General features: G+C 40.2%; 32 protein-coding genes, 1 other RNA gene and 1 other annotated feature. Of the genes, 24 read left to right on the top strand and 9 right to left on the bottom strand.

Features of this window, described 5'->3' with window-relative positions; translation table 11 throughout:
• The 6 genes from WDC_RS05450 to WDC_RS05475 all read right to left on the bottom strand — a co-directional run.
• A partial coding sequence (locus WDC_RS05450) for an ABC transporter ATP-binding protein (protein ID WP_044010874.1) occupies positions 1-474 on the bottom strand: 474 nt, incomplete at its 3' end.
• The gene (locus WDC_RS05455) at positions 464-1,426 is read right to left on the bottom strand and encodes a FecCD family ABC transporter permease (protein ID WP_044010875.1); all 963 of its coding nucleotides are present in this window, start codon (positions 1,424-1,426) and stop codon (positions 464-466) included. The genes WDC_RS05450 and WDC_RS05455, both read right to left, overlap by 11 nt.
• 13 nt (positions 1,427-1,439) lie before the next feature.
• Positions 1,440-2,327, bottom strand: a complete 888-nt coding sequence (gene isdE / locus WDC_RS05460; RefSeq protein WP_044010876.1) for a heme ABC transporter substrate-binding protein IsdE — start codon at positions 2,325-2,327, stop codon at positions 1,440-1,442.
• 14 nt (positions 2,328-2,341) lie between these two features.
• Positions 2,342-3,040: an NEAT domain-containing protein gene (locus WDC_RS05465; protein ID WP_082040933.1), complete on the bottom strand. Its 699-nt coding sequence runs from the start codon at positions 3,038-3,040 to the stop codon at positions 2,342-2,344.
• A 1-nt stretch (position 3,041) separates the two neighbouring features.
• Entirely contained in the window at positions 3,042-5,267 is a 2,226-nt protein-coding gene (locus tag WDC_RS05470; protein WP_044010878.1) for an NEAT domain-containing protein, read from the bottom strand.
• Positions 5,173-6,897: an NEAT domain-containing protein gene (locus tag WDC_RS05475; RefSeq protein WP_191978651.1), complete on the bottom strand. Its 1,725-nt coding sequence runs from the start codon at positions 6,895-6,897 to the stop codon at positions 5,173-5,175. The genes WDC_RS05470 and WDC_RS05475 overlap by 95 nt, the downstream gene beginning before the upstream one ends.
• Positions 6,898-7,170: 273 nt before the next feature.
• Here WDC_RS05475 and rpmG point away from each other — a divergent pair, with 273 nt between their 5' ends.
• The 7 genes from rpmG to rplL all read left to right on the top strand — a co-directional run bounded on the left by rpmG (position 7,171) and on the right by rplL (position 10,633).
• Entirely contained in the window at positions 7,171-7,323 is a 153-nt protein-coding gene (gene rpmG / locus WDC_RS09515) for a 50S ribosomal protein L33 (protein ID WP_191978652.1), read from the top strand.
• Between the two features lie 19 nt (positions 7,324-7,342).
• A complete protein-coding gene (gene secE / locus WDC_RS05480; protein ID WP_044010880.1) occupies positions 7,343-7,522 on the top strand; it encodes a preprotein translocase subunit SecE in 180 nt (59 codons plus the stop codon).
• Between the two features lie 109 nt (positions 7,523-7,631).
• The gene (nusG, locus tag WDC_RS05485; RefSeq protein WP_044010881.1) at positions 7,632-8,180 is read left to right on the top strand and encodes a transcription termination/antitermination protein NusG; all 549 of its coding nucleotides are present in this window, start codon (positions 7,632-7,634) and stop codon (positions 8,178-8,180) included.
• Positions 8,181-8,322: 142 nt separating this feature from the next.
• A complete protein-coding gene (gene rplK, locus WDC_RS05490) occupies positions 8,323-8,748 on the top strand; it encodes a 50S ribosomal protein L11 (RefSeq protein ID WP_044010882.1) in 426 nt (141 codons plus the stop codon).
• 91 nt (positions 8,749-8,839) lie between these two features.
• Complete coding sequence (gene rplA, locus WDC_RS05495; RefSeq protein WP_044010883.1) at positions 8,840-9,532, top strand: 50S ribosomal protein L1; 693 nt, start codon at positions 8,840-8,842, stop codon at positions 9,530-9,532.
• A gap of 36 nt (positions 9,533-9,568) precedes the next feature.
• Positions 9,569-9,683, top strand: a sequence feature (ribosomal protein L10 leader region).
• A gap of 38 nt (positions 9,684-9,721) precedes the next feature.
• Positions 9,722-10,222: a 50S ribosomal protein L10 gene (gene rplJ / locus WDC_RS05500; RefSeq protein ID WP_044010884.1), complete on the top strand. Its 501-nt coding sequence runs from the start codon at positions 9,722-9,724 to the stop codon at positions 10,220-10,222.
• Between the two features lie 42 nt (positions 10,223-10,264).
• Complete coding sequence (rplL, locus tag WDC_RS05505) at positions 10,265-10,633, top strand: 50S ribosomal protein L7/L12 (RefSeq protein WP_041094309.1); 369 nt, start codon at positions 10,265-10,267, stop codon at positions 10,631-10,633.
• A 115-nt stretch (positions 10,634-10,748) separates the two neighbouring features.
• Here the strand turns inward: rplL and nrdF are convergent, their stop codons facing one another.
• The 3 genes from nrdF to nrdH form a co-directional block, all read right to left on the bottom strand.
• The gene (nrdF, locus tag WDC_RS05510) at positions 10,749-11,726 is read right to left on the bottom strand and encodes a class 1b ribonucleoside-diphosphate reductase subunit beta (protein WP_044010885.1); all 978 of its coding nucleotides are present in this window, start codon (positions 11,724-11,726) and stop codon (positions 10,749-10,751) included.
• A 23-nt stretch (positions 11,727-11,749) separates the two neighbouring features.
• Positions 11,750-13,915, bottom strand: a complete 2,166-nt coding sequence (nrdE, locus tag WDC_RS05515) for a class 1b ribonucleoside-diphosphate reductase subunit alpha (protein ID WP_044010886.1) — start codon at positions 13,913-13,915, stop codon at positions 11,750-11,752.
• 87 nt (positions 13,916-14,002) lie between these two features.
• Positions 14,003-14,233, bottom strand: a complete 231-nt coding sequence (gene nrdH, locus WDC_RS05520; protein WP_044010901.1) for a glutaredoxin-like protein NrdH — start codon at positions 14,231-14,233, stop codon at positions 14,003-14,005.
• 219 nt (positions 14,234-14,452) lie between these two features.
• On the opposite strand from nrdH, the gene WDC_RS05525 reads away from it, so the two are divergent.
• From WDC_RS05525 to tsaD, 17 genes are all read left to right on the top strand, one after another.
• Positions 14,453-15,067, top strand: coding sequence for a class I SAM-dependent methyltransferase (locus tag WDC_RS05525; RefSeq protein WP_044010887.1), 615 nt, complete (start codon positions 14,453-14,455; stop codon positions 15,065-15,067).
• A complete protein-coding gene (gene tadA, locus WDC_RS05530; protein WP_044010888.1) occupies positions 15,067-15,570 on the top strand; it encodes a tRNA adenosine(34) deaminase TadA in 504 nt (167 codons plus the stop codon). Before WDC_RS05525 ends, tadA begins: the two co-directional genes overlap by 1 nt.
• Positions 15,571-15,611: 41 nt before the next feature.
• Positions 15,612-15,698: signal recognition particle sRNA small type (gene ffs, locus WDC_RS09520), an RNA gene on the top strand.
• Between the two features lie 137 nt (positions 15,699-15,835).
• Positions 15,836-17,596 carry a DNA polymerase III subunit gamma/tau gene (gene dnaX / locus WDC_RS05535; protein ID WP_044010889.1) on the top strand — a complete coding sequence of 587 codons (1,761 nt, stop codon included), beginning with the start codon at positions 15,836-15,838 and terminating at the stop codon, positions 17,594-17,596.
• A 20-nt stretch (positions 17,597-17,616) separates the two neighbouring features.
• On the top strand, positions 17,617-17,934 hold the full coding sequence (locus tag WDC_RS05540) for a YbaB/EbfC family nucleoid-associated protein (RefSeq protein ID WP_044010902.1): 318 nt from the start codon (positions 17,617-17,619) through the stop codon (positions 17,932-17,934).
• Between the two features lie 15 nt (positions 17,935-17,949).
• On the top strand, positions 17,950-18,549 hold the full coding sequence (recR, locus tag WDC_RS05545; RefSeq protein WP_044010890.1) for a recombination mediator RecR: 600 nt from the start codon (positions 17,950-17,952) through the stop codon (positions 18,547-18,549).
• Positions 18,550-18,561: 12 nt separating this feature from the next.
• Positions 18,562-18,807, top strand: coding sequence for a YaaL family protein (locus WDC_RS05550; protein ID WP_044010891.1), 246 nt, complete (start codon positions 18,562-18,564; stop codon positions 18,805-18,807).
• A gap of 26 nt (positions 18,808-18,833) precedes the next feature.
• The gene (tmk, locus tag WDC_RS05555) at positions 18,834-19,487 is read left to right on the top strand and encodes a dTMP kinase (RefSeq protein ID WP_044010892.1); all 654 of its coding nucleotides are present in this window, start codon (positions 18,834-18,836) and stop codon (positions 19,485-19,487) included.
• Positions 19,488-19,492: 5 nt separating this feature from the next.
• Positions 19,493-19,822: a cyclic-di-AMP receptor gene (locus WDC_RS05560; RefSeq protein WP_044010893.1), complete on the top strand. Its 330-nt coding sequence runs from the start codon at positions 19,493-19,495 to the stop codon at positions 19,820-19,822.
• 12 nt (positions 19,823-19,834) lie between these two features.
• Positions 19,835-20,860: a DNA polymerase III subunit delta' gene (gene holB, locus WDC_RS05565; protein WP_044010894.1), complete on the top strand. Its 1,026-nt coding sequence runs from the start codon at positions 19,835-19,837 to the stop codon at positions 20,858-20,860.
• Positions 20,857-21,198 carry a DNA replication initiation control protein YabA gene (locus WDC_RS05570; protein WP_044010895.1) on the top strand — a complete coding sequence of 114 codons (342 nt, stop codon included), beginning with the start codon at positions 20,857-20,859 and terminating at the stop codon, positions 21,196-21,198. Before holB ends, WDC_RS05570 begins: the two co-directional genes overlap by 4 nt.
• A gap of 22 nt (positions 21,199-21,220) precedes the next feature.
• A complete protein-coding gene (rsmI, locus tag WDC_RS05575) occupies positions 21,221-22,087 on the top strand; it encodes a 16S rRNA (cytidine(1402)-2'-O)-methyltransferase (RefSeq protein ID WP_044010896.1) in 867 nt (288 codons plus the stop codon).
• 11 nt (positions 22,088-22,098) lie between these two features.
• Positions 22,099-22,866, top strand: a complete 768-nt coding sequence (locus tag WDC_RS05580; RefSeq protein ID WP_052497810.1) for an acyl-[acyl-carrier-protein] thioesterase — start codon at positions 22,099-22,101, stop codon at positions 22,864-22,866.
• A 56-nt stretch (positions 22,867-22,922) separates the two neighbouring features.
• Positions 22,923-23,918 (top strand): UDP-glucose 4-epimerase GalE, encoded by a 996-nt coding sequence (gene galE / locus WDC_RS05585; RefSeq protein ID WP_044010897.1) that lies wholly within the window; start codon positions 22,923-22,925, stop codon positions 23,916-23,918.
• An 89-nt stretch (positions 23,919-24,007) separates the two neighbouring features.
• On the top strand, positions 24,008-24,739 hold the full coding sequence (tsaB, locus tag WDC_RS05590; protein WP_044010898.1) for a tRNA (adenosine(37)-N6)-threonylcarbamoyltransferase complex dimerization subunit type 1 TsaB: 732 nt from the start codon (positions 24,008-24,010) through the stop codon (positions 24,737-24,739).
• Positions 24,723-25,304 carry a ribosomal protein S18-alanine N-acetyltransferase gene (gene rimI, locus WDC_RS05595; protein WP_044010899.1) on the top strand — a complete coding sequence of 194 codons (582 nt, stop codon included), beginning with the start codon at positions 24,723-24,725 and terminating at the stop codon, positions 25,302-25,304. The genes tsaB and rimI overlap by 17 nt, the downstream gene beginning before the upstream one ends.
• Positions 25,305-25,306: 2 nt before the next feature.
• Entirely contained in the window at positions 25,307-26,320 is a 1,014-nt protein-coding gene (gene tsaD, locus WDC_RS05600; RefSeq protein WP_044010900.1) for a tRNA (adenosine(37)-N6)-threonylcarbamoyltransferase complex transferase subunit TsaD, read from the top strand.
• Positions 26,321-26,558 lie beyond the last annotated feature (238 nt).

Below are 26,558 nucleotides of genomic sequence, written 5' to 3' on the forward strand. Positions count from 1 at the left end.
AATCCAATACGTAGGACGCTGTGCTAGTGCCATTGCCAGCCAAACACGCTGTTGCTGCCCACCAGACAATGATAATAGTGAACGATTCTTTAATGGTACCAGTTCCAGATATTCTAAGATGGGTAAGATTGTGTCATCGGTAACTGAATCAAGAATCGAACGATATGGCGTTTGACCAAATCGAACTAAATCAATGACAGAAATATTCTCATACAAGGGATTGTGTTGATGAACAATTGCAATTTTTTGTGCGTATTCTTTCGCTGAAAAGTCTGTAATGAGGTGCTTATCGATTGAAATTGTACCATTCGTAGGCGTAATTTCACGAGCTAAAATACGTAGCAGGGTGGTTTTACCTGATCCATTTGGTCCCACAATTGAGGTCACGGAATTATCTTGGAATTGATAGGATAAATCTTGAATGACTTCATGAGGTGAATTGCGATATGAAAAGGAGATATTATTAATTTTCATGATGTACTCCTTTACGGGTCAGAATATATATTAGGTATGGGCCACCAATAATTGTAAGTAGAGCCGCAGCTGGAATTTCAGATGGCATCACGACGGTTCTGCCAATCGTGTCGGTAATGAGCATTAATAGTGCGCCAACAATGCTTGCAAATGGAATTACTTGACGATAGTCATTACCGACCAGAGTCCTGCTCAGGTGCGGAATAATAATACCAAGAAACGGTAGAATACCAACATTGGCCGTTACAAAGCAGGTTAAACAAACACCTAACAGTAACAAACCGGTTTTAATTTTGCTAACTGCCAACCCCAAAGTTTGCAGCTGTTGGTCACCGATTTTAAGATAATTCGCTAATGGAGATACTAGTAGGGCCACCATTAAACCGACAATTCCTAGAATTAATAGGATGACGGTGGATGACCACGTGATCGTTGATAGCAAAGCAGCAGAAGATGAGCCGGTGATTGGGGTGAAAATTTGTTTAAGACTAACCAGGACAGCGTTAATCGCAATTCCGATTAGCACCAAGTGGTAGGGATTAACTTTATTTTGGAAAACAATTAAAATAATAAACGCAATTAACCCGCCGATTAGAGCAAAGATTAATTTTGTTAGGAAAAAAGTAGGCAATAAAATACCACCTAGTAACATGAATAAATCTGCTCCGGCAGAAATACCGAGGATACTGGGATCTGCAATTGGATTTCGTAAGGCGGATTGAAAAAAGGCGCCTGCAACGGATAGCATGGCGCCACTAATCAAAGCAGCAACAATTCTAGGTAAGCGAATTGTTAGGATTGTATTGGCCACTGTTGCTGGTTGACCGCTAAATAATGAATGAACGCCAGTGGTTAACGAAAAGCCACTAGATCCAACAAACATAGCTATGATGATGGTCACGATTAATAGTAAGCTGGTGATCAGATACGCCCAAATAGGATGTTTCTTCATTCTAAATCCTTCCTTACTTGGCTGGGTAAAGCCAGTTACTAATTTTTGTCAGTGCTTGTTTAACGTGCATATTAGCAGTTGCGTTGAAATCAGGCTGTTGTAGGTCGTACACCCGATTATCTTTGACGGCCGCCATTTGTGCCCAGATTGCATTGGTTTTAAACTCTTGGTCAAATTGAGGCTTAACTACTTTGGGCATTGCATGTTCTAGTCGTAGAATAACATCCGGATTCTTAGCTGCCAACGATTCATTAGCAGGTGCCAAATAAGGTTGTTTTGAATCAGTATAGACATTTTGCCCACCGGCTAGTCGGACTAAATCACCAACATATGACTGGTTGGTAGCAATCATATAACCAGCACCAGGCATTCCCATCAAAATTAGAACTTTTGGCTTTTGACCGGTTTGTCGTGCTCGAACAGTTTTAATGGTATGGTTAATGATTTTGATTTGGTTGTTTGCTTGTTTAGTGCGATCATACTTTTTGCCCATAGAAGTTAAAACATTTTTTAAATCGCTAACTGTATCTAAGTTCAAGTACTGTGCATTAAATTTTTGTTTTTTGAATGCCGCACTGTACTGGTCTTTTAGGACACTAACCGAATATACGACGGTTGGTTTGAGGGACGCAATTTTTTCAATGTTCGGTGCCATTGGACTACCCACCGTGGCAACGTTTTTATATCTATTAGGGATTTGATTTTCAGATTTTGGTACGCCAACTAATGGAAGGTCTAGCTTAGCTGCAATTTGAGTTACTGCCACTGTTGTTGCCACAATTCGTGGCTTTTTAGCTTGATGCTGATTTGACTTGCTGAAGCTGACAAAACCAACGACGGCAACAACGATTACGAGTAATACCGCTAGTACACTAAACATAGTTTTTCGAGCAGAGTTCATTTTATTCACCTAGTTTATTTCCGTCTAACGAAGAAATATGCAGCAACTCCAAGCACTACCACCACAGCAACGCCACCAATAATAATTGCTGTTTGAGTTTGTTTATTTTTCTTATTTAATGCAGCAATTTGTTTGTCCTGTTTACTGTTACTTGTGGTGGTTGACTTTGGTTTAGTATTTTTAGTTGAAGCAGATGAACTGCTTGTAGCGGAATTTTGGTTAGCAGTAGAACTACTTGCGGCTTGATTATTGCTGCTAGCAGAACTTGCATTTGCCAGCGCTGGCAAACTACTAGTATCAAACTTAAAACTAATATTATGCTTGGCAACATAAACATTTGGGACGTTAATCGAAATTGAACTGTTGATTGTGCGGTTCAAGTTATTTGTTTGAAAGGAATAAGAATAGTCGAAATTGTCTCCATTTTTAGTCTTACTGACGTTAGCGGGACCGTTTCCATCGATGCTTAAGACGGTCACGGGCCAATTACCAAGCTTGGCGCCAGTTTGAATGGTCATGGTTACTAAATATTGATCACCATTAGCAGTAATTTGGGCTGGCTTAACATAATAGCCAGAAGCAATCGACTGCTTGGAGGTACCATATGTTAGACACTGATAATTGATGGAATTAGCTGATACAGTTTTGGGGAGCAGTAACCCGCCCAAAGCAAGTACGAATCCTACTAAAAATCTAATTAAGTGACGTTTCATATTAAGCATCTCTCTTATCTCGGTATTTTTTGTAAAATGCAAAGCCAATAATTCCAAGTGCAACGGCACTAAATCCGGCAATCTCAGCAATTAATGGGTATTGTTTAACGGAAGCGAGCTTATTGTTCTCACTAGCAGACTCATTAGCATCATTTTTATTGGCAGCTGCCAATTTCTTGCGATTGGCTGGTGTATTCGTTAATAATGTTGGTGTTTTATTAGCAGTGCTGCTGTTCACTAATGCCAGTGATGATGGTAATGCCGCAGAGGAAGTACTGTTGAGATAATCCATTCCCCCAGTTTGTGTCTTGCCAAATGTGAGCCAGATGTTAAAGTGCTGATTGGCAATGCCGGCAATTGGTACTGACATCATTATTTGTGCAGGAATTGGACGATCTAATCCTGTAACGCTGCCAATGTGGAATGCATATGTCCATACATCTTGGCCACCGGTTGTGGAATGACTGCTATTAGTGAAGCCACCATTATTAATCGAAATTGGTGTGAATTTAACCATACCAGCAGTTTCTTTAACAGTCAGGAATACTTTGAATCCAGTACTGTCTTTGACAACTTTAGCAGAGCGGGTGTAGTAATTATTGGCAGTCGATAACCCTGAACGGGAGCTGTTCAGTACCTTGTATGGTACGTATTGAACGGCTTTAGTAGAATCGATGATGCCGCGCTGGGTTTGTACATCTGCTGGTTGCGTTGCTTTATTAGCCGCTGGTTTGTAAGCCTGGATGTCTTTGTGGCTTAGGTTAAAAATGATATATGCTGATTCATTCATTGAGCCGACTGGTGTTACTAGGCTGAACTCTGTTTTACCGACTCCTAACAGGGTTGTAGGTGATATATTAAAAATTAAATCCGCAGTATCGCCTTGTTTATTTGTTATTGTCCCTTTTTGACCCGCAATGATCATTGATTTAATGTACTCTGCTCCTGATGTAAGATGGAGCAAAAGTTGAATTTTGGTACCATTATTTGACACGACAACGGTGGCCTGTTTACTAATGAATTTTTGTGCAGCTGAAGACTGGGTAAGGTCATCAGCTTTCATTATTGGTGCTTGAATTGAATATGTTCCATCCTTAGGGTCTTTTGGATCAAAATTCGTGACTTGAGGTTTACCTGAGTTAGGGTCAGGTTGATTCACGGTAGTCCCCGTACCGGATTCACCACCACTTGTTTTCGTTGTATGAGCATATAACGCAGCACCGAATTTAACCCGAGCGGTTTCGTTCATTTCTGTGTTCAGCACTGGAATCTTGATTGTCATTGTTGCCGGCATAATCGCATCCTTAAATGTATTATCAACGGTGAAAGTTAGATCTTCACCGTTACTTGTTTCGTTGGTAACTGTTGCTGGTTGACCGGCCAATGTAAATTGTTCGATTGTTGAAGCATTTTTGACGACGTGCAGAGTGACTTCAATTTTGCTGGTATTGTTCGACACGGTGACGGTAGCATAAGGGTCAAAGAAGCTAGCAGAAACGGAAGCAGCATTACTATCTGCTTTTAAAATTGTGGTAGCTATTTTGTATTGACCATCTTTTAAGTTATTTGGATCAAAAGTTGGCAAATTAGTTGTTGTGGTGTCAGTACCTGAAGTATCCTCCGGAGTAGTTGGTGTATCGGTGCTTGAACCTTCGCCGGCAGGAGTGCCAGGTTGGCCAGTAGTGGTGCCGCTATCGGAATTATCAGTTGCCGATGCAACGTAAAGTGCTGCACCAAATTTAACTCTTGCTGTTTCATTCATTTCAGTGTTAAGCACTGGAATTTTGATTGTCATTGTTGCGGGCACCGTGGCATCTTTGAACGTATTATCAACCGTAAAAGTTAAATCTTCACTGCTAGCTGTTTTATTGGACACCGTTGCTGTTTTACCAGTCAACGCAAATTGTTCAATTGTTGAAGCGTTCGCAGTTACATGCAGGGTAACTTCAATTTTTTTGGTATTATTTGATACTGTTACTGTGGCGTACGGATCAAAGAAACTAGCAGACGCTGAGACAGTGTCATTATCAGATTTTAAGATAGTGGCATCAATTTTATACTGTCCGTCGTTTAAATTATTCGGATCGAATGTGGGCAGGTCTGCTGTGGTCGGTTCGTCGCTGGAATTATTATCAGTGGTTGTCCCTGGTTGTCCCTGGTTGGCCAGTAGTGTTACCTGTGTTAGTAGTACCCCCGTTGTCTGTTGGTGGAGTATTAGGTTGTTCACTATACAACGTAGTAGCAAATTTGACTCGGGCAGTTTGATTCATCTTAGTATTAAGTACAGGAATTGTGATTGTCATACCAGCTGTTACAATGGCATTATTAAAGTTTTTATCGACAGTAAAAGTTAAATCTTCACTATCTTTAGTCTGGTTTGAAACTACCGCATCTTGACCTACTAGGGAAAATGCAGTGATAGTGGAAGCATTTTTGGTAATGTGAAGTGTCACTGTAACTTTAGTGGCATTATCCGAAACTTTAACAGTTGCAGTTGGTGCAAAGAACCCCGCTGACACAGACGGATCGTCCGAATCAGATTTTAGTACGGTCATTGGCACTTCATAACTACCGTCAGCTAATTTAGCAGAGTCAAAATCACTAGCAGTGGATGTGCCAGTCTTATTGTCATCGCCGTTTACTGGAGTGGTGGGATTGTCGCTGCTGCCTGTTTGGGTTGGCTTTACATACAGTGCACTGGCAAAACTAAGATCAGCTGACTCATTCATCACAGTATTGAGAACTGGGATAGTAATCGACATTGAGGCTGTCACTATTGAATTAGAAAATTGACTGGCGACATTGAAGGTTAAATCTTCACTGGTTGTTGTCCGGTTTGAAATAGCGGCTTGATTATCACCAATTGCAAACGCGGTGATGAGGCTTGCATTCTTAATTACATGTAGTGTTACAGTTATTTTAGTGGCATTATCGGATACGACAACAGTTGCATTGTCACTGAAGTAACTAGCAGCTAATGAAGCTGTTTGGGTGCCAGTTTTTAAAATGCTGACAGGAACTTGATATGTTCCATCACTGAGATTAGCCGGATCAAATAGTGGTGACTGGGTTAATGACGTGTCACTTTCATCAGTCGTACTTGGTGTTGTGGCTGGATTTGTGTTGGTAATTGGGTTGGTTGGTAAGGTCACAACTGGATCTGTTTCTTCATTGTTATTGTTAGATGTGTCCGTTGTTGAACTAGTAGTGCCATCAGTGTTAGTTTGTTCAGTTGTTGCGGTTGTATTAGTATCTGTGCTAGTGGCACTTTCCACAGAGCTAGCTGAGCTGGCAGCTGTTGCTGATGAATCTTTGGTATTTGACGAATTGGTAACATCTTCATTAGCTTGCACTGGAGTTAATGAATCAAGTGCAGGTTGAACATCCACCTTTTGTACCATGTTCATAGTTGGAATGGGGTGAATGGTCATTGACAAGGTAGTAACATCAGTTAGGTTATTAATGGCGAAGGTTAAATCCTCTGATTGATCACCCGTACTGGTAACAACGGCAGCTTTGGAATCATCGCCAACTAACACGCTGACATCAGAAATCATCTTCTTGTTTTTTGTCAAATGGAGAGTCAAACTGTATTTACCATTTGTAACGGTTAAATCAGCTTGTTTATCAAAATAAGTTTGCGCCATTGAGGCAGTGGTTGTGCCAGCCTTTAAGAGCAGTGCATTGATTGTGTATGAACCATCAGCTGGGACAACAGCTTCTTTATTTGAATCTGCAGAAGCGGCAGTGTTAGGATTGTCAGCTGCAAAAATACTAACGGAACCGACACTAGGAACGATAATACCAAAGCACAAAATAGCGATAGCAAGTAAAGTCATAAACCTTTTCTTTATCATAAGCTCCCCCCAGAGAATCTCGTTTACCATATTATTATGAAAAATAGCAAAAACAATTTTGTAATCCGCTTACATTCTAGCAGAAAGCACAGGTATTCACAATATTGAAATGCAGGAAAAGTCACTAATTGCAAGCTTTTTTTAAAGTTTATACAAATATCACAAAGGAAAATGACGTTTTATACACTGATAAATGAAAAGACTGTCCGGTTTTCATTAATTTGACAATAATTAATGGTCCATGCTAAGATGAATAGACTTGTGGGGGTGTTAATGGTGGCACAAAAGAAAGTTGCGCTGGCTTGTTCGGTTTGTGGCTCGCGTAATTATACGATTGCGGCTAATCCGAACCGCCAAGAACGCTTAGAAATAAAAAAATTCTGTAAGTATTGTCAAAAATATACATTGCATCGAGAGACTAGGTAGTTAATAGGAGGATTTGTTCATGCATCTATTTCGTTTTTTTAAGAGTGTTATCCAAGAAATGAAGCTGGTCGTGTGGCCAACGGCTCGTGAAAATCGCCGTGATACTACTGTCGTTGTTTCTTTAACGGTCTTCTTTGTTCTGTTCTTTGCGCTGTTTGACTGGTTAATTCAATCGGGATTGCTAATTTTTGCAAAATAACGTGGTCAAAAGACCAAAAATTTGATATACTCAGTCTTGTTGGAACTTCGTGTAGTGCGAGGTTTTTTTGTTTGGTAAAATATCAGTCATGATTTAGGAGATTTTAAACGTGGTAGAATCAGTAGAAAAACAATGGTATGTGTTACATACATATTCAGGATACGAAAATAGAGTTAAGAGTAATTTGGAATCTCGCGCACAATCAATGGGCATGGAGGATTTCATCTTTCGGATTGTGGTGCCAGAACAAGAAGTGCGGCAAGTTAAAGATGGCAAGGCCAAAGAATCGATTGAGAAAACATTTCCGGGCTATGTGTTAGTTGAAATGGTTATGACCGATCAGGCATGGTACATTGTACGGAATACACCTGGTGTTACAGGATTCGTCGGTTCTCATGGTGGGGGTTCAAAACCGACACCGTTATTACCAGATGAAGTTGAATTGGTATTACGCCGTCTCGGAATGAGCGCACGGCATCAAGAATTAGATGTTGAAGTCGGTGAGACAATCAAAATTGTCGAAGGTGCATTTGCCGATTTAACTGGTAAGATTACCGAAATTGATAAAGAAAAGATGAAGCTAAAAGTCAATATCGAAATGTTTGGTCGGGAAACTGCAACTGAACTTGATTTCGATCAAGTTGATAAACTAGGTTAATCTACTAATAAATCAGTGTGGGATATTGTTCTCACACTTTTTTTGTGCTATAATCTTCTGGTATGTCATTGACATATACGTGGGAGGGGCAAATCTAAGGCTCCATCATTACCACAACACGGACTTAAGGAGGTTATGTCTCGTGGCAAAAAAAGTAGCTAATGTTGTTAAGTTACAAATTCCTGCCGGTAAGGCAACGCCGGCTCCACCAGTTGGGCCAGCGCTAGGTCAAGCAGGAATTAATATTATGGGTTTTACAAAGGAATTTAATGCACGTACTGCTGATCAAGCAGGTATGTTAATTCCAGTTGTAATTAGTGTGTACGAAGATCGTTCATTCGACTTCATCACTAAGACCCCACCTGCTTCAGTATTGTTAAAGAAAGCCGCTGGTGTTGAACACGGTTCTGGCGAACCTAATACTAAGAAAGTTGCCAAGGTTACAAAGGCACAAGTAGAAGAAATCGCTAAAACTAAAATGCAAGATCTAAACGCAGCTAACGTAGAATCAGCTATGCGCATGATTGAAGGTACTGCACGCAGTATGGGCTTCACAGTAGAAGGCTAGATTCACGTGACAGTCGGGTACTTCATCAAAATGAATGTGCCAAGTGGGAGGTAACTCCGTTCGACCACAATTTGCTAGGAGGAAAACACAAATGGTTCAAAAAAGAGGTAAGAAATATCAAGACGCCGTCAAAAAGGTAGATAGCGACAAGCAATATGCCATTAATGACGCAATTGATTTGGTAAAAGATATTGATTTTGCAAAATTCGACGCAACTGTTGAAATTGCATTTAATTTAAATGTAGATACAAAACAAGCTGACCAACAATTACGTGGTGCCGTTGTTTTACCAAACGGAACAGGTAAAGAACAGACAGTTGTTGTATTTGCAAAGGGTGACAAAGCGAAAGAAGCACAAGCTGCTGGCGCTGATGTTGTCGGTGACGATGATTTAGTTGGTCGGATTCAAGACGGCTGGTTAGATTTCGACGTTGCAATTGCAACACCTGATATGATGGCTCAAGTTGGTCGCTTAGGTCGAGTTTTAGGACCTAAAGGTTTGATGCCAAACCCTAAGACTGGAACAGTTACGATGGATGTTACTAAAGCCGTTTCTGAATCAAAAGCTGGTAAGGTTACTTACCGGACTGACCGTGACGGTAACGTTCAAGTACCAGTTGGTAAAGTATCATTTGATGCTGCTAAGTTGGAAGAAAACTTAAAGACGATTTCTGAAGTGATTATAAAAGCACGTCCAGCATCTGTTCGTGGAACATATGTTAAACATGTATCAGTTGCTTCAACGTTTGGCCCTAGTGTTAACGTTGATGTAGCTTCACTTTAAGCTTGACTTTTCTCGTCAGGTTGGTATACTGATTTAGTTCAAGTGAATATTTCACCTAAGACTCAGGTGGCGTAAGCCTCAATCATACCTGCCGAGGAATTAAAATTCTTTCTCTATGTCTTGGTGGACATAGGGATTTTTTTAACAAAAAATCCTGCTTAATTTCAAAATTTGGGAGGTGAATATCTAATGAGTGAAACAGCTATTGCTAAAAAGGCAGAAATGGTGGCCAAAACAGCTGATTTGTTTAAAAATGCAGTCTCAGCAGTCGTTGTCGATTACCGTGGTCTGACAGTTGAACAAGTAACTAGTTTACGTAAGGATCTGCGTGAAGCCGGCGTATCAATGTCCGTTATCAAAAACAAAGTTTTGACACGAGCAGTTGACGAAGCTGGTTATTCAGATTTGAAGGACGTCTTTAGTGGTCCTAGTGCCGTTGCATTCTCAAATGAAGATGCAATTGCTCCAGCTAAGGTAATGAAAAAATATGCTGATCAAATTGATGCCCTTGAAATCAAGGGTGGCATTCTTGAAAAAGAGGTTGCTTCAATTGATAAGATTAACGAATTTGCTACATTGCCAAGTCGTGAAGACTTACTTTCAATGTTGGCATCTGTATTGCAAGCACCTGTTCGTAACGTTGCTTACGCAATTAATGCAGTTATTGACAAAGGCGAAGACGCCGCATAATGCACAAACACAATTAATTTAAAAAATTTGGAGGAACAAAACATGGCTTTTGATAAAGATTCAATCATCGCTTCATTAAAAGAAGCATCAATTTCAGATCTTAGTGATCTAGTTAAAGCAATCGAAGAAGAATTTGACGTATCCGCAGCAGCTCCAGTTGCCGCTGCCGGTGCTGCTGGTGGCGATGCTGCTGCAGCTAAGGATTCATTTACAGTTGAATTAACTGAATCAGGTGACCAAAAGGTTAAAGCTATTAAGGCTATCCGCGACATCACTGGTTTAGGCCTTAAGGATGCTAAGGGTCTTGTTGACAGCGTACCATCAGTTGTTAAGGAAGATGCTAAAGAAGACGAAGCTAACGACATCAAGGCAAAGCTTGAAGAAGTCGGCGCCGTTGTTACACTTAAGTAATTATCAGACTATTCAAAAAGGATAATGCAAACATTGCATTATCCTTTTTTTGCGTCCAAATAAATTATATAAAAAAAGAATTCGAACTTAATCGAATTCTTGTGGGTTGTTTGATTTACTTTTCGTTTGGATCTTTAACGTTATAGTCGCTATCTTCCATCGCTTCAACTTGTCCCAGTCGGTATCCATTACCAACTTGTGAGAAGAAATCGTGGTTAGCTGTAGATGTTGAAATACCATTCATAACGATTGGATTGACATCTGCTGCTGTATCAGGGAAGAGTGGATCTTGTCCGAGGTTCATTAATGCCTTATTGGCATTGTAACGAATGAAGGTTAGTACTTCCTCTGTCCAACCAACTTGGTCATATAACAGATGAGTGTATTTTTCTTCATTATCATAAAGTTCATATAAGAAGTTATACAACCAGTCCTTCATGTCTTGTTGCTTCTTTTCACTTCGTTGTTTAAGTCCTAATTGGAATTTGTAGCCAATATAGGTACCATGCACTGATTCATCCCGTAAGATTAGCTTGATGATTTCAGCTACGTTATTGAGCTTATTGTGGCCCAGGTAATAAAGTGGTGTAAAAAAGCCAGAATAAAAGAGGAAAGTTTCTAGGAAAACATTGGCAACTTTCTTTTTTAGCGGATCAACTGTGTCATCCATATACATTCCTGCAATCCGAACTGCCTTGTTTTGGAGGAATTCTTCCGAATCAGACCAGTCAAAAATTTCATCAATTTCTTCTGGTGTGTTCAATGTTGAAAAAATAGTTGAATAACTCTTGGCATGTACGGACTCCATGAACTGAATGTTATTAAGGACAGCCGTTTCGTGCTGTGTAATAACGTCTTTACGCAATGCAGCCATTCCTTGTTCTGATTGAACTGTATCTAGTAAGGTTAAACCACCAAATACGTGTCCTACCAGCCATTGATGGTCAGTATCTAGTGTGCGCCAGTCACCAATGTCGTTTGAAACGGGAATCCGAGTATCTAACCAAAACTGTTCAGTTAGTTTTTCCCAGGTTGCCTTATCAATGGCATCCGACACCTGATTCCAGTTAATTGCTTTATATTTTTTTGCCATGCTTCTCTCCTTAATCTGTTGAGCTAGATTACACAGCTTTCACATTGATTGGCACCGATTTCGTCCTGATCATCAGTGAAAGTCCGAATGTAATAAATTGATTTGATTCCTTTGTTATAAGCGTAGTGCCGTAAAATATTTAAATCGCGGGTAGTCATTTTATCTGTGCGGCCATTCTTCCATTCATAGGTTCCAGTTGCGATCGTAGAACGCATAAATAAGGTTAAACTCAATGACTGGTCAACATGTTCTTGAGCAGCTGCGTAAATATTAATTACTTTACGCATGTCAATATCATATGCTGATTTGTAATATGGCATTGTGTCATTAGAAAGATATGGTGCCGGATAGTAGATCTTACCGATTTTCTTTTCTTGACGTTCCTCAATCCTGTTGATAATCGGATGCAAACTTGAAGTTGTATCATTAATATATGAAATAGAACCGTTTGGTGCAACTGCCATCCGGTTTTGATGGTACAAACCGTCCTTTTGAACTGCGGCCTTTAATTCAGCCCAATCCTCAGTCGATGGAATAAAGATTCCATCAAATAGTTGCTTAACTTCTTCGGATTGTGTACCAAAATCATTCTTCACATATTTATCGAAGTATGAACCATCGGCATAGTCGCTCTTATCAAAATTATGGAAAGTCGTCTGGCGTTCACGAGCAATTTCGTTAGAGGCCTTGAGAGTCCAATAATTTAATAACATGAAGTAAACACCCGTGAATTCAACTGATGCTGGTGAACCATAGTCCATGTGGTTCTTGGCAAAGAAGCTATGCAACCCCATTGCTCCTAAACCAATTGAGTGGGCCAGGTGGTTACCATGCTGAATTGATGGTACAACGTCAATATTTGAATTATCAGTGACAAAAGTTAAGGCACGGACCATCGCTTCAACGGAATGACCAAAGTCAGGTGAAGCCATTAAATTAACAATGTTGGTTGAGCCAAGATTACAGCTTACGTCAATTCCTAGTTTATCATATTTTTGTTCATTATTTACAACGGATGGAGTTTGAACTTGCATTATTTCAGAACAGAGGTTACTCATGATGATTTTACCATCAATCGGGTTGTCGCGATTGGCGGTATCAATGTTGATAACATAAGGATAACCGGATTCTTGTTGCAATTTACTAATTTCATCTTCTAGTTCACGAGCATTGATTTTAGTTTTCTTAATATTGTCGTTGGCAACCATGTTGTCATATTCTTTTGTGATATCGACATATGAAAACGGAGTACCATACTCACGCTCAACATCGTAAGGACTAAATAGGTACATATCATCATTATCTTCGGTTAGTTCATAAAATTTGTCAGGAACAGTAACGGCCAATGATAAAGTCTTTAGCCGAATCTTTTCATCTGCATTTTCCTTCTTGGCAGCTAAAAATTGAATAATGTCAGGATGGAACACGCTTAAATAAGCTACCCCAGCACCTTGTCGTTGACCGAGTTGATTAGAGTACGAAAAGCTATCCTCTAGTAACTTCATCACAGGGACCACACCACTGGCAGCTCCCTCAATTCCTTTGATTGGATCACCAGCACCACGCAAGTTACTTAAGCTGATCCCGACACCACCACCAATTCGTGATAGTTGTAATGCTGAATTGATTGTGCGACCAATTGTGTTCATATTATCGGTTGTTTGAATTAAAAAACAAGAAACTAATTCGCCACGGCGTTTACGGCCGGCATTTAGAAATGAAGGAGTAGCAGGTTGATAGCGTTGGTGAATAATTTCATCTGCTAAGTCCATGGCCAATTTTTCGTCACCATCAGCAAAATAGAGTGCATTTAAAGCAGCGCGATCAATGAAATTTTCCAAATAGAAGTCATTGTCGTCAGTTTTTAAAGCGTATTGAGCATAAAATTTATATGCGGCCATAAATGATTTAAAATGGAAATTTTGTTCTTTTAGATAATCATATAATTTCTCAACAAATGAAAAATCGTACTTTTCAACAAACGGACGTTCAATGTAGTTGTTGTCCAGTAAAAAATCAAACCGTTCACGCAATGATGAAAATTGCTTAGTATTAGGAGTGACATTTTCTTTAATGAATGCTGCCAGAGCCTCTTGATCTTTGTTCAAAGGAATTTGACCATCGACGGGAATATTAATTTCATTGTTTAAATTGTAGTACGTGACATTACCTAAATTTTTCAGAGACACTTAAATCCACTCACTTTCTGCGATAACATAAAAGGCAGGCCAATTAGATTGACCTGCCTTTGATCAGTTTAAAATTTGATCAATAAACTAGATAGCCAATTGCTTTAACACATCTGGACGAAAACCTGAGAATGTTTGGCCATTTCCCAATTTGACGACGGGAGTTGCTAAAAATCCTTCTTGTTTCAAACCGTCTATGTATTCTGGCTGTTCATCAATATTGTGCTCCACAAAGTTAACATTGTGTTCTGTTAAGAAACGCTTTGTCATTTTACATTGGACGCAATTATTCTTTGAAAATACTGTTATCTTACCCATTACAATCACCTTCGTATCAAGATTCTTTGTTCAATTGATTACCTCCTAGTATACAGCGCTACCCAAAAAAAGCAATAAAAAATACCACATATTGTGGTATTTTTTTGGAATTACACCACATATTGTGGTGTGCAGGCATTTTGCTCTGAAAATTAAATAGTTTTGTTTCTCTTAAGAAATAGGATATGATAAATATATTCTAAATTGGAGATCGATTAAATGAACAACCACTATTATACACAAAATCCAGATGTTTTACATGAGAAAAAACAATGGCAGTTTAATTTGCGTGACCAAGAAATGCAGTTCGTCACTGACAATGGCGTTTTTTCAAAACATTCAGTTGATTTTGGTAGCCGAACGTTAATTGAAAGTTTTGCATTACAGGATTTGCCAACCGGTGATTTATTAGATCTCGGCTGTGGTTACGGTCCAATTGGATTGGCAGTGGCCAAAACAATTGGTGCTGACCGGCACGTTGACATGGTCGACGTCAATGAGTTAGCTCTTTCACTGGCGCGTGAGAACGCCCAGTTAAATCAAATTGAAAATGTCGATATTTTTACGTCCGATGGATATGCCAATGTGCCGAGTCAATATGCTGCCATTTTGACCAATCCACCAGTTCGTGCCGGTAAACAAGTAGTCGACAATTTTATTGCCACTGCTAAACAACATTTGGTAGGTAACGGCGAGTTGTGGGTGGTATTACAAAAAAAGCAAGGTGCTCCGTCAGCAAAAAAATTAATGAGCGCGGTATTTGGTAATTGTGAGGTTGTTCAACGCAACAAAGGCTACTATATTTTGCGGAGTAGTAACATTGAGGCAGATTAATGGCACTGACGATAGAACAAAAAAATTATTACATGCAGTTAGCGCTGACTGAAGCCAGGCAAGCTCAACTAGTCGGCGAAGTGCCGATTGGAGCAATTGTAGTTCATGACGACCAAGTTATTGGTCGTGGGCACAATATGCGTGAACGATTTCAAGATGTGACTTATCACGCTGAAATGTTGGCAATTAGTGAGGCATGTGCTGCAATTCATAGTTGGCGGTTGGAAGACTGCCAGCTATTTGTTACGCTGGAGCCATGTATTATGTGTAGTGGAGCAATTTTGAATGCGCGTATTCCAACTGTTATTTATGGCGCAAACGATCCTAAAGCTGGGGCAGTTGCTAGTTTGTATCATTTATTTGATGATCAGCGACTCAATCATCAGGTCCAGGTTGAACAAGGAATAATGGCTGACCAAGCTGGTCAATTATTGAAAAATTTTTTTAAAACGGTCCGCCAACGAGCCAAGCAAAAGAAGAAAAAACTACGTGCAAACGACTAGTATTTTATCAATTATTATAGTATGATATTAATTGCCGAAAGGCCTTAGGGCAAGGGTGCGCTTACGAATCGTGTCAGGTCCGGAAGGAAGCAGCACTAAGTTAGAGGTGTCTTGTGCCTTAAGTTATTAGAAATCAAGCGGGATCGGGACAAAACATCGTTTTGTTCCCGGTCCCATTTTTAATGGGATTGAAATTATATATTTGTTATTAGTGGGATACCTAGTATAATATTTACCAAGACATTATTAGAAAGGAAGCAACAGTATGAGTTATCAGGCACTGTATCGTGTGTGGCGGCCGCAACGCTTTGACGAAATTGTTGGTCAGCAAGTAATTACCACAACACTCAAAAATGCACTCATTACTAATCAAACAAGTCATGCCTATTTGTTTACTGGTCCTCGTGGAACGGGAAAAACGTCGGCTGCAAAAATTTTTGCCAAGGCGATTAATTGTCACCATTTAAAAGATGGTGAACCATGTAACGAGTGCGAAACATGTAAAGCAATTACTAATGGCCAGTTAAATGATGTGATTGAAATTGATGCTGCTTCCAATAATGGGGTAGAAGAAATTCGTGATATCAGGGATAAAGCCAAATATGCTCCCACCCAGGCCGACTATAAAGTCTACATTATAGATGAAGTGCATATGCTTTCTACCGGTGCGTTTAACGCCCTGCTTAAAACACTGGAAGAACCACCAGCTAATGTTGTTTTTATCTTAGCCACTACGGAGCCACATAAAATTCCGCTGACAATAATTTCGCGTACCCAAAGATTTGATTTTCGTCGCATTTCAGCGGCCGATAGTTTTGGTCGCATGAAAATGATTTTGGACGACAAACAAGTTGAGTATGATGAGCAAGCACTATGGGTGATTGCTCGTGCAGCGGAGGGTGGTATGCGTGATGCACTCAGTATTTTGGACCAGGCGTTATCATTTAGTGATAATCAAATTACATTAGATAATGCATTGTTAGTGACTGGTAGTGTGACTAAACAGTTGTTACACCAGTATCTGCAGCAGGTGACCGATCATGATAGTGGTAAAGCATTGGAAACAATGCAATCAATCCTTGGCGCTGGTAAAGACGGTCAACGATTTATTGAGGATTTGATTTCGTTTGTGCGTGATTTATTACTGTATCAAGAATCACCAGACCTTATCAATATTGAAAGTACCGGTCTATCCGAACATGACTATCAATCGCTGGCACAAAAAGTTACTGGCAATGTTTGGTACCAGATGATTGACCAGTTAAATGATATTCAGCAAGAAATGCGATTTACGACCCATCCAGATGTTTATTTGGAAGTTTTAACAGTTAAATTAGCTCAGATTAAGGCCAGTGACGCCACTCAAAACACAGTGATTAGTCAGGCAGGCCCCGAGCTGGAACAGTTACAAAATACGGTTGCTAAACTGCAGCAAGAAATTAGTCAATTGCAAAAACAACCGGCACAACCAACGCAGGCTAATGAGAGCCGACCAATAGCTAAAAAGCAGCCTAGTTCGACTAAAACAGTCAAAATTAATTTAACTAAAGTTTATCCAATCTTGGAATCAGCGACTAAAGAAGATCTAATAAAGTTACGTGATATTTGGGGTGATATGCTCAATATGCTTTCCGTGCCCCAGCGGTCATTGTTGCATGTCTCCAAACCAGTTGCGGCGAGTCCACAAGGTGTGATTGTGGCATTTGAGTATAGTTTCCTCTATCAAAAGGCAGCAACTGATGCTGATTTAGAGGCTGATATGCAAGCTGATTTAACAAAACTAATTGGGGAAACACGCTCCATTGTGTACGTGCCCGACGATCAATGGCCAACAATTAGGCAAGATTTTATCAAGCAACATGCGTTAGCACCCACATCTGATGCGGCTAATGATTCCGATTCAACTGATGATCCAGCTACAAGTGAAGATGAAAAAGAAGTAACTCAAACGCTAAATGATGATAAAATGGTAACGCAAGCACAAGAACTATTCGGTAACGAGATTGTAGAAATTAAAAATGATTAAAAAGGTGGATGAAGATAATGATGCGTGGTAATGGAATGGGCAACATGCAACAAATGATGAAACAAGCACAAAAGATGCAAAAAAAGATGATGGCGGAGCAAGAAGAGCTCAATAGCCAAGAATTTGTCGGCCAAGCTCCAGATAATATGGTCAGTGCAACATTTAGTGGCGATAAAAAGCTGAAAGACTTAAAGATTAATCCGGATGCTGTCGATCCAGATGATGTTGATATGCTACAGGATTTAGTGTTGGCAGCAGTCAACGATGGCTTACAACAAATTGATAGTGCGACAGAAAAAACGATGGGCAAGTACAGTAAGGGCATCCCAGGAATGTAGAAGAAGGTTGTTTGAATGCAGTATCCAGAACCAATCGCTCAATTAATTGAGAGCTATATGAAATTACCAGGAATTGGTAGCAAAACAGCAACGCGATTGGCGTTTTATACGATTAGTATGGAAAATGACGATGTCACTAATTTCGCTAAGGCACTGATCGCCGCCAAGCGTGATTTACATTTTTGCAGTATTTGCGGTAATATTACGGAGGAAGACCCGTGCATCATTTGCAAAGATCAATCGCGGGACCAAAGTACGATTTTGGTAGTGGAAGAATCTAAGGACATCATGTCGATGGAAAAAATGAAGGAATATCATGGCCTTTATCACGTCTTGCATGGAGTTTTATCGCCAATTGAAGGAACTGGTCCTGAAGACATTAATATTGCCGCATTGCTGACCAGGCTGCAGCAACATGACAATGTCAAAGAAGTGATCGTGGCTACCAACGCTTCGTCTGAAGGCGAGGCGACCGCCATGTACTTATCACGCCTAATTAAACCGGCCGGAATTAAAGTTACCAGGCTAGCTCATGGTCTGTCTGTGGGTGCAGATATTGATTATGCTGATGAAATGACATTATTCAAGGCAGTTGAGGGACGTACCGAGATTTAGGGAGACGATTAATTGTTTAAAAAGCAAACTGGAAAACTAAAAGAACGATACGATCAACAACTGTTACAATTGATTTATGCCACCAAGGCAAGCTGGGATCATGCTAAGGAAACTGAAATCGCGGTTTATGAAAGTGACACAAACAATGAACTAGAAATGGCTACGAAATTACAAGAAATGAAATATCTATATTTGTACAGAGAAGCTAGGCGGCGCCAAGTTCACGGTCAAATGCAACCGAATGTGATTGCGCACTAAAAAGTAAAAAATTGAGGTAAATCATTTTGCAAGGAAAATTTATTTCGTTTGAGGGTCCTGATGGGGCTGGTAAGACAAGTGTTTTAAAAGAAATTAGTAGTAAATTATCTGCCCAATTAGGCGCTAAATTAATGGTGACCCGTGAACCTGGTGGCAATGCTATTTCTGAATCAATTCGGCGTATTATTCTTGATAAGGCCAACACACAGATGGATGCTCGGACTGAGGCGTTATTGTATGCGGCGGCACGACGACAACATTTAGTGGAGCAGATTATTCCAGCACTGAAGGCTGGACGGGTTGTTTTGTGCGATCGGTATGTTGACAGTTCATTGGCGTATCAGGGTGCTGGTAGAGAAATTGGAGCCGAAGCTGTGTGGCAAATGAATCAATTTGCCACAGATGGACTGGAACCAGCATTAACGATTTATCTTGATATTGAACCAGAGCTGGGAATCCAACGAATTAAACAACACCGCCAAAACGAAATTAACCGATTAGATGTTGAACAATTAGCATTTCACCAGCGAGTTCGTACAGAATACTTGGAGTTGCTCCATCAATATCCGGATAGAATTAAGTTAATTGATGCGAGTCGGCCATTCGATGACGTTGTTACAGCAGTTCAACAGGCCATCACCCAAACGTATCCCGACCTATTTCAATTGAACGAGGAGTGATTACTATGAAAATGATTATCGCCATTGTGCAAGATAAAGACAGTAACGTTTTAAGTAATGAATTTATTGAAGCAAACGTTCGCGCAACCAAATTGTCGACGACCGGTGGGTTCTTGCGCTCAGGTAACACTACTTTTTTGGTTGGAATTGAAGACGAACGAGTGGAAGAAGTATTGGCACTGATCAAAAAAACATCTCATTCACGGGGGCAATTTATGACACCTCAAGTAAACATGAATGTTTCGATGGATGCATCAGCTTCTTATCCGGTTGAAGTTCATGTTGGTGGGGCAACAGTGTTTGTTCTGCCAATTGAACAATTTCATCAATTTTAGAGTGTGAATAAAATGCAAAATATGTTGGCAACAATTAATGCAAATCAACCACAATTGGTTCATCGCTTCGAGTTAGCGATTAAGCATGGCGAATTAGCACATGCCTATTTATTGGTAGGCCCATCTGGCGTAGGCAAAACACGGTTAGCGCAGTGGATTGCAATGCGTCTTTTTTGTATCCATGTTGAAAATGGGCAGCCAGATGGTACCTGTGAAGAATGTCAACGGATCAGCAAACAACTGCACCCAGACGTATTAACGATTGCGCCAGATGGTCGTCAAATTAAAGTCGACCAAGTACGCTATTTAAAGGCCGAATTTTCCAAGAGCGCCGTGGAAGGATCCAAAAAAATTTTTATTATCCACGATGCTGATAAAATGACTGTGAGCGCTGCGAATAGTTTGTTAAAATTTTTAGAAGAACCAAGTGGCGATTTTGTGGCATTTTTATTAACCACCAACAAGAGTGCCATTTTACCAACAATTCAATCTAGAACCCAAATCGTTGAGTTTCCACCATTGCCACCAGAGGCATTTATGGAATTACTGCAGCAACACGAAGTTCCTAGTTCGCTGATGCAGCTGGCGGCCAATTTAACCAGTTCGATTGCGACTGTTGATGAATTAATGCAAGACGACTGGTTAATGAACGCGAAAGAGACAATTGAACAGTGGTATCAGGCTGTTAGCCAAACAGACATGCAGGCGTTCGTTTTTGTTCAAACCAAAATAATGAAATTAGCCACTAACCGTAATTTGCAACAAGTGTTATTGACAATGATTATGTTAATCTGGCGTGATACGATGTTTGTGGCCAATCAGGAAATTGCCACAGATAAAATTAGTTATCAATCAGCACTAACAACGATGAAATCATTTGTACAACAACATAGTCCACGCAAAGTAACCACCGTGGCCCAATTAACATTATCAACTAGCAAAATGTTAGACCAAAATGTCAGTTTTCAAAATGTGGTTGAACAATTAACTATCCGAATTATTGAGCAATTAAAAGAGGAGGCAGGTGTTGTTAAATGAATGAAAGTTTAGATAAAAGTGAGATTTATGACCGGTTTGCACAAGTAACAAAACAGACAAAGGATTTGTTAGCCAACATGGAACAATTACAAACTAAAATGACTGAGATCTTGGAAGAAAACGCCGAACTTTCCATTGAAAATGAGCATTTGCACCAAGTAATTGTTAAGACACAGGAGCAAAGCGATCCGAGTGAGCTATCAACACCACGCCAAAATTTGCAAAAATTGTATGAGCAGGGTTTTCATGTGTGTAACGAGTATTATGGCAAACGACTGGACAGAAATGAATCATGCACTTTTTGTTTGGACGCCATTTTTGGCCGACATCAACAGTAATGATTAGGGGAGGAATAAAAAAATGCAAGCGCAACAAAGTTTCGGCAAGCAGACCATGGGTGTCTTGTATTTAGTTCCGACACCAATTGGAAATTTGCAAGATATGACCTTTCGGGCAGTGCGGACATTAAAAGACGTTGACTTAATTGCTGCTGAAGATACACGTAACACACAAAAACTGCTTAATCACTTTGAAATTGAAACTAAACAAATTAGTTTTCATGAGCACAATACAAGTGAACGGATCCCCCAATTAGTGGCTAAACTTGCAGCTGGTATGTCGATTGCACAGGTTAGCGATGCGGGGATGCCGTCCATTTCTGATCCCGGTCAGGAATTAGTGGCTCAATGTGTTGCCCAGCAGATTGTGGTAGTACCATTGCCCGGCGCCAATGCTGGCTTAACCGGGTTGATTGCATCCGGGTTAGTGCCACAGCCATTTTATTTTTATGGGTTTTTAGGTCGTAAAACTGGTCAGCAAGAGGAAGAATTACAGACTTTAGCGCTGCATCCGGAAACGTTGATTTTTTATGAAGCGCCGCACCGGCTTAAAAAAACATTAACCAACATTGTTGCTATTTTTGGCGAGAAGCGTCAAGGTGTCCTCGCTCGTGAACTAACCAAAAAACATGAAGAGTTTATCCGTGGCTCGTTAGCTGAATTACTTGAGTGGGCCACTGAAACAAATGTTCGTGGTGAATTTGTGATCTTAGTTGCAGGTAATCAAAATTCGACCAGGGTTTCGGATCAGAATGAATTAACGCCCGTTAATGACCAAATCAACCGCTTAATTGGTGATGGGTTATCTCCTAACGTTGCCATCAAACAAGTGGCAAAGCAGCGCAATTTAAATCGACAGGAAGTCTACAAAAATTATCATCAACTTTAGGAGGTGCTCGAGTGATATTAGAACCAAATGAATTTGAAATGAAGCATACAGTTACATATTATGAGTGTGATCCAACTGGCATCGTTACACCAGGCATGTTAATCAATATGGTTGTATTAGTGTCTGAAAAACAAAGTGAAGCACTTAATATTGGCACACAAGTCGTCAATGATAACGGTGGTGGCTGGGTGATTACTAATTATGAAATTGACATTACTAATTTACCGAAGATTGATGAAGTAGTTGTACTTGGTACGCGGGCCACATCATATAATCGTTATTTTGCTTTTCGTGAATTTTGGGTCCGGGATCAAGATGGGCATGAATTTGCGCACATCAAGGGCATGTTTGTGTTTATGGATTTTGCTTCACGGAAGATGGCTCGTATTCCGGCAGCAATTATTGATCCATATCACTCTGTGTCGGTAAAGCGGATTCCACGCATCACTAATCCAGCAGTAATCGCTGCTGATGAGGCAACCGATAATAATCAGTATCGCGTCCGCTACTTTGATATTGATTCCAATCATCACGTTAATAATGCGCATTACTTTGATTGGATGCTTGATGTTCTCGGTGCTGACTTTTTGAAAACGCACCTATTGAAGAAAATGAAGATCAAGTATGAACGCGAAATACGATATGGGCAGATGGTAACGAGTGTTGCCAGTAAACCACAGGTAGATGTGCCAACAAACCAATTAACCACTAAGCATCAAATTATGGTTGATGATGTGATTACCACTCAAGCAGATTGTCAGTGGATTACGCGTTCGTAGAATTATTTTTGTGGTAAACTAAACTTAAATATTATAATTTTTTTTGGAGGGATACAATGTCAATTTTAGTAGCTGGTGGTGCAGGTTATATCGGTTCTCATATGGTTGCCCGGTTAATTGAGCGGGGACAAAGCGTGGTCGTGGTTGATAATCTATCAACTGGTCATAAAGGCGCAATTGACGCTAAAGCCAAGTTCTATGAAGGGGATGTTCGCGACCGTGAATTTTTAGATGGAGTATTTAATGCTGAACCAATTGAAGCGGTAGTTCATTTTGCTGCTTTTTCAGTTGTGCCTGAATCAATGGAAAAGCCATTAAAGTATTTTGATAATAATACTGGTGGCATGATCACCCTACTAGAAGTAATGCGTGACCATAATGTTCAGCGGATTGTCTTTTCATCCACTGCCGCTACATATGGTATTCCCACCTCAATTCCAATTAAAGAAACTGACCCACAGTTACCAATTAACCCATATGGTGAGAGTAAATTACTGATGGAAAAGATTATGCACTGGACTGATGTTGCTTATGGCATCAAGTTTGTTGCCTTACGCTACTTCAACGTAGCTGGTGCGAAACCAGATGGCTCAATTGGCGAGGATCATGGTCCAGAAACCCACTTAGTTCCAATTATTTTACAAGTTGCTCAAGGTAAACGTGATGAATTGAGTATCTTCGGGGATGACTACGATACGCCAGATGGGACTAACGTTCGCGACTATGTGCATGTAATGGATCTTGCTGATGCTCATATTTTGGCGCTTGAATATTTAGCTAAGGGAAATGACAGTCAGGCATTCAATTTAGGTTCATCGACTGGCTTTTCAAATAAACAAATGTTGGAAGCAGCTCGAGAAGTTACTGGCAAACCAATTCCAGCAAAATTAGCCCCACGCCGACCCGGCGACCCAGATTCATTAGTAGCCGCTAGTGACAAGGCTCGCAACGTTTTAGGTTGGAAACCACAATTTGATGATGTGCATGATATTATTAAAACTGCCTGGAAGTGGCATTCAACTCATCCAAATGGGTATGGCGATCGCAAATAGTAGTGCTAGATTGATTGAGGAAAATTAACGTTTTCCTCATTTTTTTTGTGGTAAGATAGGTGATGATTAATTATGAGGAGCTTGATGACATGAAAATTTTAGCAATGGACACATCCAATCATCCATTAAGTGTTGCCTTGGTCGAAGATTGGCAATTGGTGGCAGAAACGACACTTAATTTGGCCAAAAACCACAGTGTTTACCTAATGCCGACGATCGAAAGCCTAATGAAAAGTGTGGATTGGCAGCCAGAACAACTAGACCGAGTTGTTGTGGCACATGGGCCAGGTTCATATACAGGCGTAAGAATTGCGGTTACGACCGCTAAAACATTAGCGACAACCCTCGACATTGAGTTGGTAGGTATTTCAAGCCTAAAATTGATTGCAGCTAATGTGACCACCTTTGCACCAGAGCAATTGATTGTATCATTCTTTGATGCGCGACGTGGCAATGTTTTTGCTGGTGGGTATCAATGGGTTAGTGGTAAATTAGTGACCAGCATTCCCGAAAAACACGTTGCTTTTAATAGCATGCTGAATGCACTACCAAGCGAAAATCGGTCGACTATTTTAGTTGGCGAATTGAATGATGGATTAGAAGAACAACTGAAGAATGTGACTGCCACACAATTCAAAATGGCGCCGGAGAATACGACGATTCCATCAGCTTATCAGTTAGCACTGTTAAGCAAACAAGAAACTCCAGTGAAAGACATCGATGGCTTTGTGCCCAATTACTTACGAATGACTGAAGCTGAAGTAGAATGGCAAAAACTACATCCAGGAGAATCAAAGCAATCTTATGTTCGAGAAGTTTAAGCGATGGATTAAAACTAGCCGGCAGCTACGTCGACGAGAGGAAATTTCTAATATTTTAGAAGTAAAAAATGCGGTCGTATCGATTAAAGATGCCGACTATTTTTTAGCGCGGGCACAAGTTACAGACGTGCCAGAGATATTGCAGGTGGAACAGTTGGTTTATGGGGCTACGCCGTGGAATGAAAGTGCATTTGTTCAAGAAATTAAACGGCAACGAGATCGGTTATATCTAGTGGTGCGGCAAAATGATCGGCTGTTGGGATTTGCGGGCTGTTCGTTTAATCGGCAAAATAATGAGGCTCATATAACCAATATTGCTATTACACCAGCATTTCAAAATCACGGGATTGGTCGGTATTTAATTCGTAAATTAGTTCGCAAGGCAGCGTTGCTTGACATGGACCAAATGACTTTAGAGGTGCGAGTTAGTAACACAAATGCGCAACGGCTCTATAAAAAAATGGGATTTTTAGTTAAAAATGTCAAAAAAGGCTATTATTTTGGCGATCACGAAGACGCACTAAATATGGTACTGGATTTGAATTACATGAAGGGGAAAAATTGACGATGGGAGAACGAAACTTAATTTTGGCCTTTGAGTCAAGCTGTGACGAGACAAGTATTGCAGTTGTTGAAGATGGTAGAACAATTCTTTCAAATATTATTGCAACACAAATTGACAGTCACAAAAGGTTTGGTGGGGTTGTACCAGAAGTAGCTAGCCGCCATCATATCGAACAAGTTACACGCTGCTTAAAAGAGGCACTAAGCAAGGCTAATGTTACATATGCAGATTTAACTGCAGTGGCGGTAACGTATGGCCCTGGGCTAGTGGGTGCACTTTTAATTGGGGTTACCGCTGCTAAGGCAGTTGCATTTGCACATCACTTACCATTAATCCCAGTTAACCACATGGCTGGCCATATTTATGCTGGCCGATTTGTGAGTGACTTTGAATTTCCACAAATGGCATTATTGGTTTCCGGTGGTCATACTGAGCTGGTTTATATTGAAAGCGAAAATGATTTCAAAATTTTGGGTGAAACTCGCGACGATGCGGCTGGGGAAGCTTATGACAAGATTGGTCGGGTGCTTGGGGTCACTTATCCTGCCGGCAAAACGATTGATCAGTGGGCGCATCAAGGTGAAGATACATTTGATTTTCCACGAGCAATGGAAAAAGATGCCAGTTACGATTTTAGTTTTAGTGGGTTAAAGAGTTCTTTTATTAATACTGTTCATAATGCAGAACAACGCAAAGTGACACTAAATAAAGAAGATTTGGCTGCTAGTTTTCAACAAAGCGTAGTCGATGTACTAGCTGAAAAAACAGATCGTGCATTGGACCGGTTTCCGGTCAAACAACTAGTTTTAGCTGGCGGGGTTGCTGCAAATCTGGGCTTACGTGAACGAATTGAACGTGATATGCACCAAAAACATCCTGCTACTAAATTAATTATGGCGCCAATTAAACTTTGTGGGGACAATGCTGCTATGATCGGTGCAGCTGGATATGTTGCGTATCAGCATCAAAAACGAGCACAAATGGATTTAAACGCGGAACCAGGATTATCGTTTTAAACTGCTAAAATTATATGATATTGATAGGCCAAATATGGCTTACCAATTTTTTTATTTACTTAATAAACGGCGTCGCAATAGTATTTGTCTTACATTTACCAATTTGATGTGAAAGTTAGTGTAAGGTTTTCCTAGATGGTCAACATATTTCTAGGAATATTCATTTTAGATTGAATATATAAGAAAAGACCTGTAGCCTTTTAATCGACGAAGATTAAAAGAAAGGATGCAGGTCTTT

The sequence above is a fragment of the Paucilactobacillus wasatchensis genome (assembly GCF_000876205.1).
GTDB lineage: Bacteria > Bacillota > Bacilli > Lactobacillales > Lactobacillaceae > Paucilactobacillus > Paucilactobacillus wasatchensis.

Coding starts and splice junctions, on each gene's coding strand:
- WDC_RS05455 (WP_044010875.1), bottom strand. CDS start 1,426: ATGAAGAAACATCCTATTTGGGCGTATCTGATCACCAGCTTACTATTA.
- isdE (WP_044010876.1), bottom strand. CDS start 2,327: ATGAACTCTGCTCGAAAAACTATGTTTAGTGTACTAGCGGTATTACTC.
- WDC_RS05465 (WP_082040933.1), bottom strand. CDS start 3,040: ATGAAACGTCACTTAATTAGATTTTTAGTAGGATTCGTACTTGCTTTG.
- WDC_RS05475 (WP_191978651.1), bottom strand. CDS start 6,897: ATGATAAAGAAAAGGTTTATGACTTTACTTGCTATCGCTATTTTGTGC.
- rpmG (WP_191978652.1), top strand. CDS start 7,171: ATGGTGGCACAAAAGAAAGTTGCGCTGGCTTGTTCGGTTTGTGGCTCG.
- secE (WP_044010880.1), top strand. CDS start 7,343: ATGCATCTATTTCGTTTTTTTAAGAGTGTTATCCAAGAAATGAAGCTG.
- rplA (WP_044010883.1), top strand. CDS start 8,840: ATGGTTCAAAAAAGAGGTAAGAAATATCAAGACGCCGTCAAAAAGGTA.
- rplJ (WP_044010884.1), top strand. CDS start 9,722: ATGAGTGAAACAGCTATTGCTAAAAAGGCAGAAATGGTGGCCAAAACA.
- rplL (WP_041094309.1), top strand. CDS start 10,265: ATGGCTTTTGATAAAGATTCAATCATCGCTTCATTAAAAGAAGCATCA.
- nrdF (WP_044010885.1), bottom strand. CDS start 11,726: ATGGCAAAAAAATATAAAGCAATTAACTGGAATCAGGTGTCGGATGCC.
- nrdH (WP_044010901.1), bottom strand. CDS start 14,233: ATGGGTAAGATAACAGTATTTTCAAAGAATAATTGCGTCCAATGTAAA.
- WDC_RS05525 (WP_044010887.1), top strand. CDS start 14,453: ATGAACAACCACTATTATACACAAAATCCAGATGTTTTACATGAGAAA.
- tadA (WP_044010888.1), top strand. CDS start 15,067: ATGGCACTGACGATAGAACAAAAAAATTATTACATGCAGTTAGCGCTG.
- dnaX (WP_044010889.1), top strand. CDS start 15,836: ATGAGTTATCAGGCACTGTATCGTGTGTGGCGGCCGCAACGCTTTGAC.
- WDC_RS05540 (WP_044010902.1), top strand. CDS start 17,617: ATGCGTGGTAATGGAATGGGCAACATGCAACAAATGATGAAACAAGCA.
- recR (WP_044010890.1), top strand. CDS start 17,950: ATGCAGTATCCAGAACCAATCGCTCAATTAATTGAGAGCTATATGAAA.
- WDC_RS05560 (WP_044010893.1), top strand. CDS start 19,493: ATGAAAATGATTATCGCCATTGTGCAAGATAAAGACAGTAACGTTTTA.
- holB (WP_044010894.1), top strand. CDS start 19,835: ATGCAAAATATGTTGGCAACAATTAATGCAAATCAACCACAATTGGTT.
- WDC_RS05570 (WP_044010895.1), top strand. CDS start 20,857: ATGAATGAAAGTTTAGATAAAAGTGAGATTTATGACCGGTTTGCACAA.
- rsmI (WP_044010896.1), top strand. CDS start 21,221: ATGCAAGCGCAACAAAGTTTCGGCAAGCAGACCATGGGTGTCTTGTAT.
- galE (WP_044010897.1), top strand. CDS start 22,923: ATGTCAATTTTAGTAGCTGGTGGTGCAGGTTATATCGGTTCTCATATG.
- tsaB (WP_044010898.1), top strand. CDS start 24,008: ATGAAAATTTTAGCAATGGACACATCCAATCATCCATTAAGTGTTGCC.
- rimI (WP_044010899.1), top strand. CDS start 24,723: ATGTTCGAGAAGTTTAAGCGATGGATTAAAACTAGCCGGCAGCTACGT.
- tsaD (WP_044010900.1), top strand. CDS start 25,307: ATGGGAGAACGAAACTTAATTTTGGCCTTTGAGTCAAGCTGTGACGAG.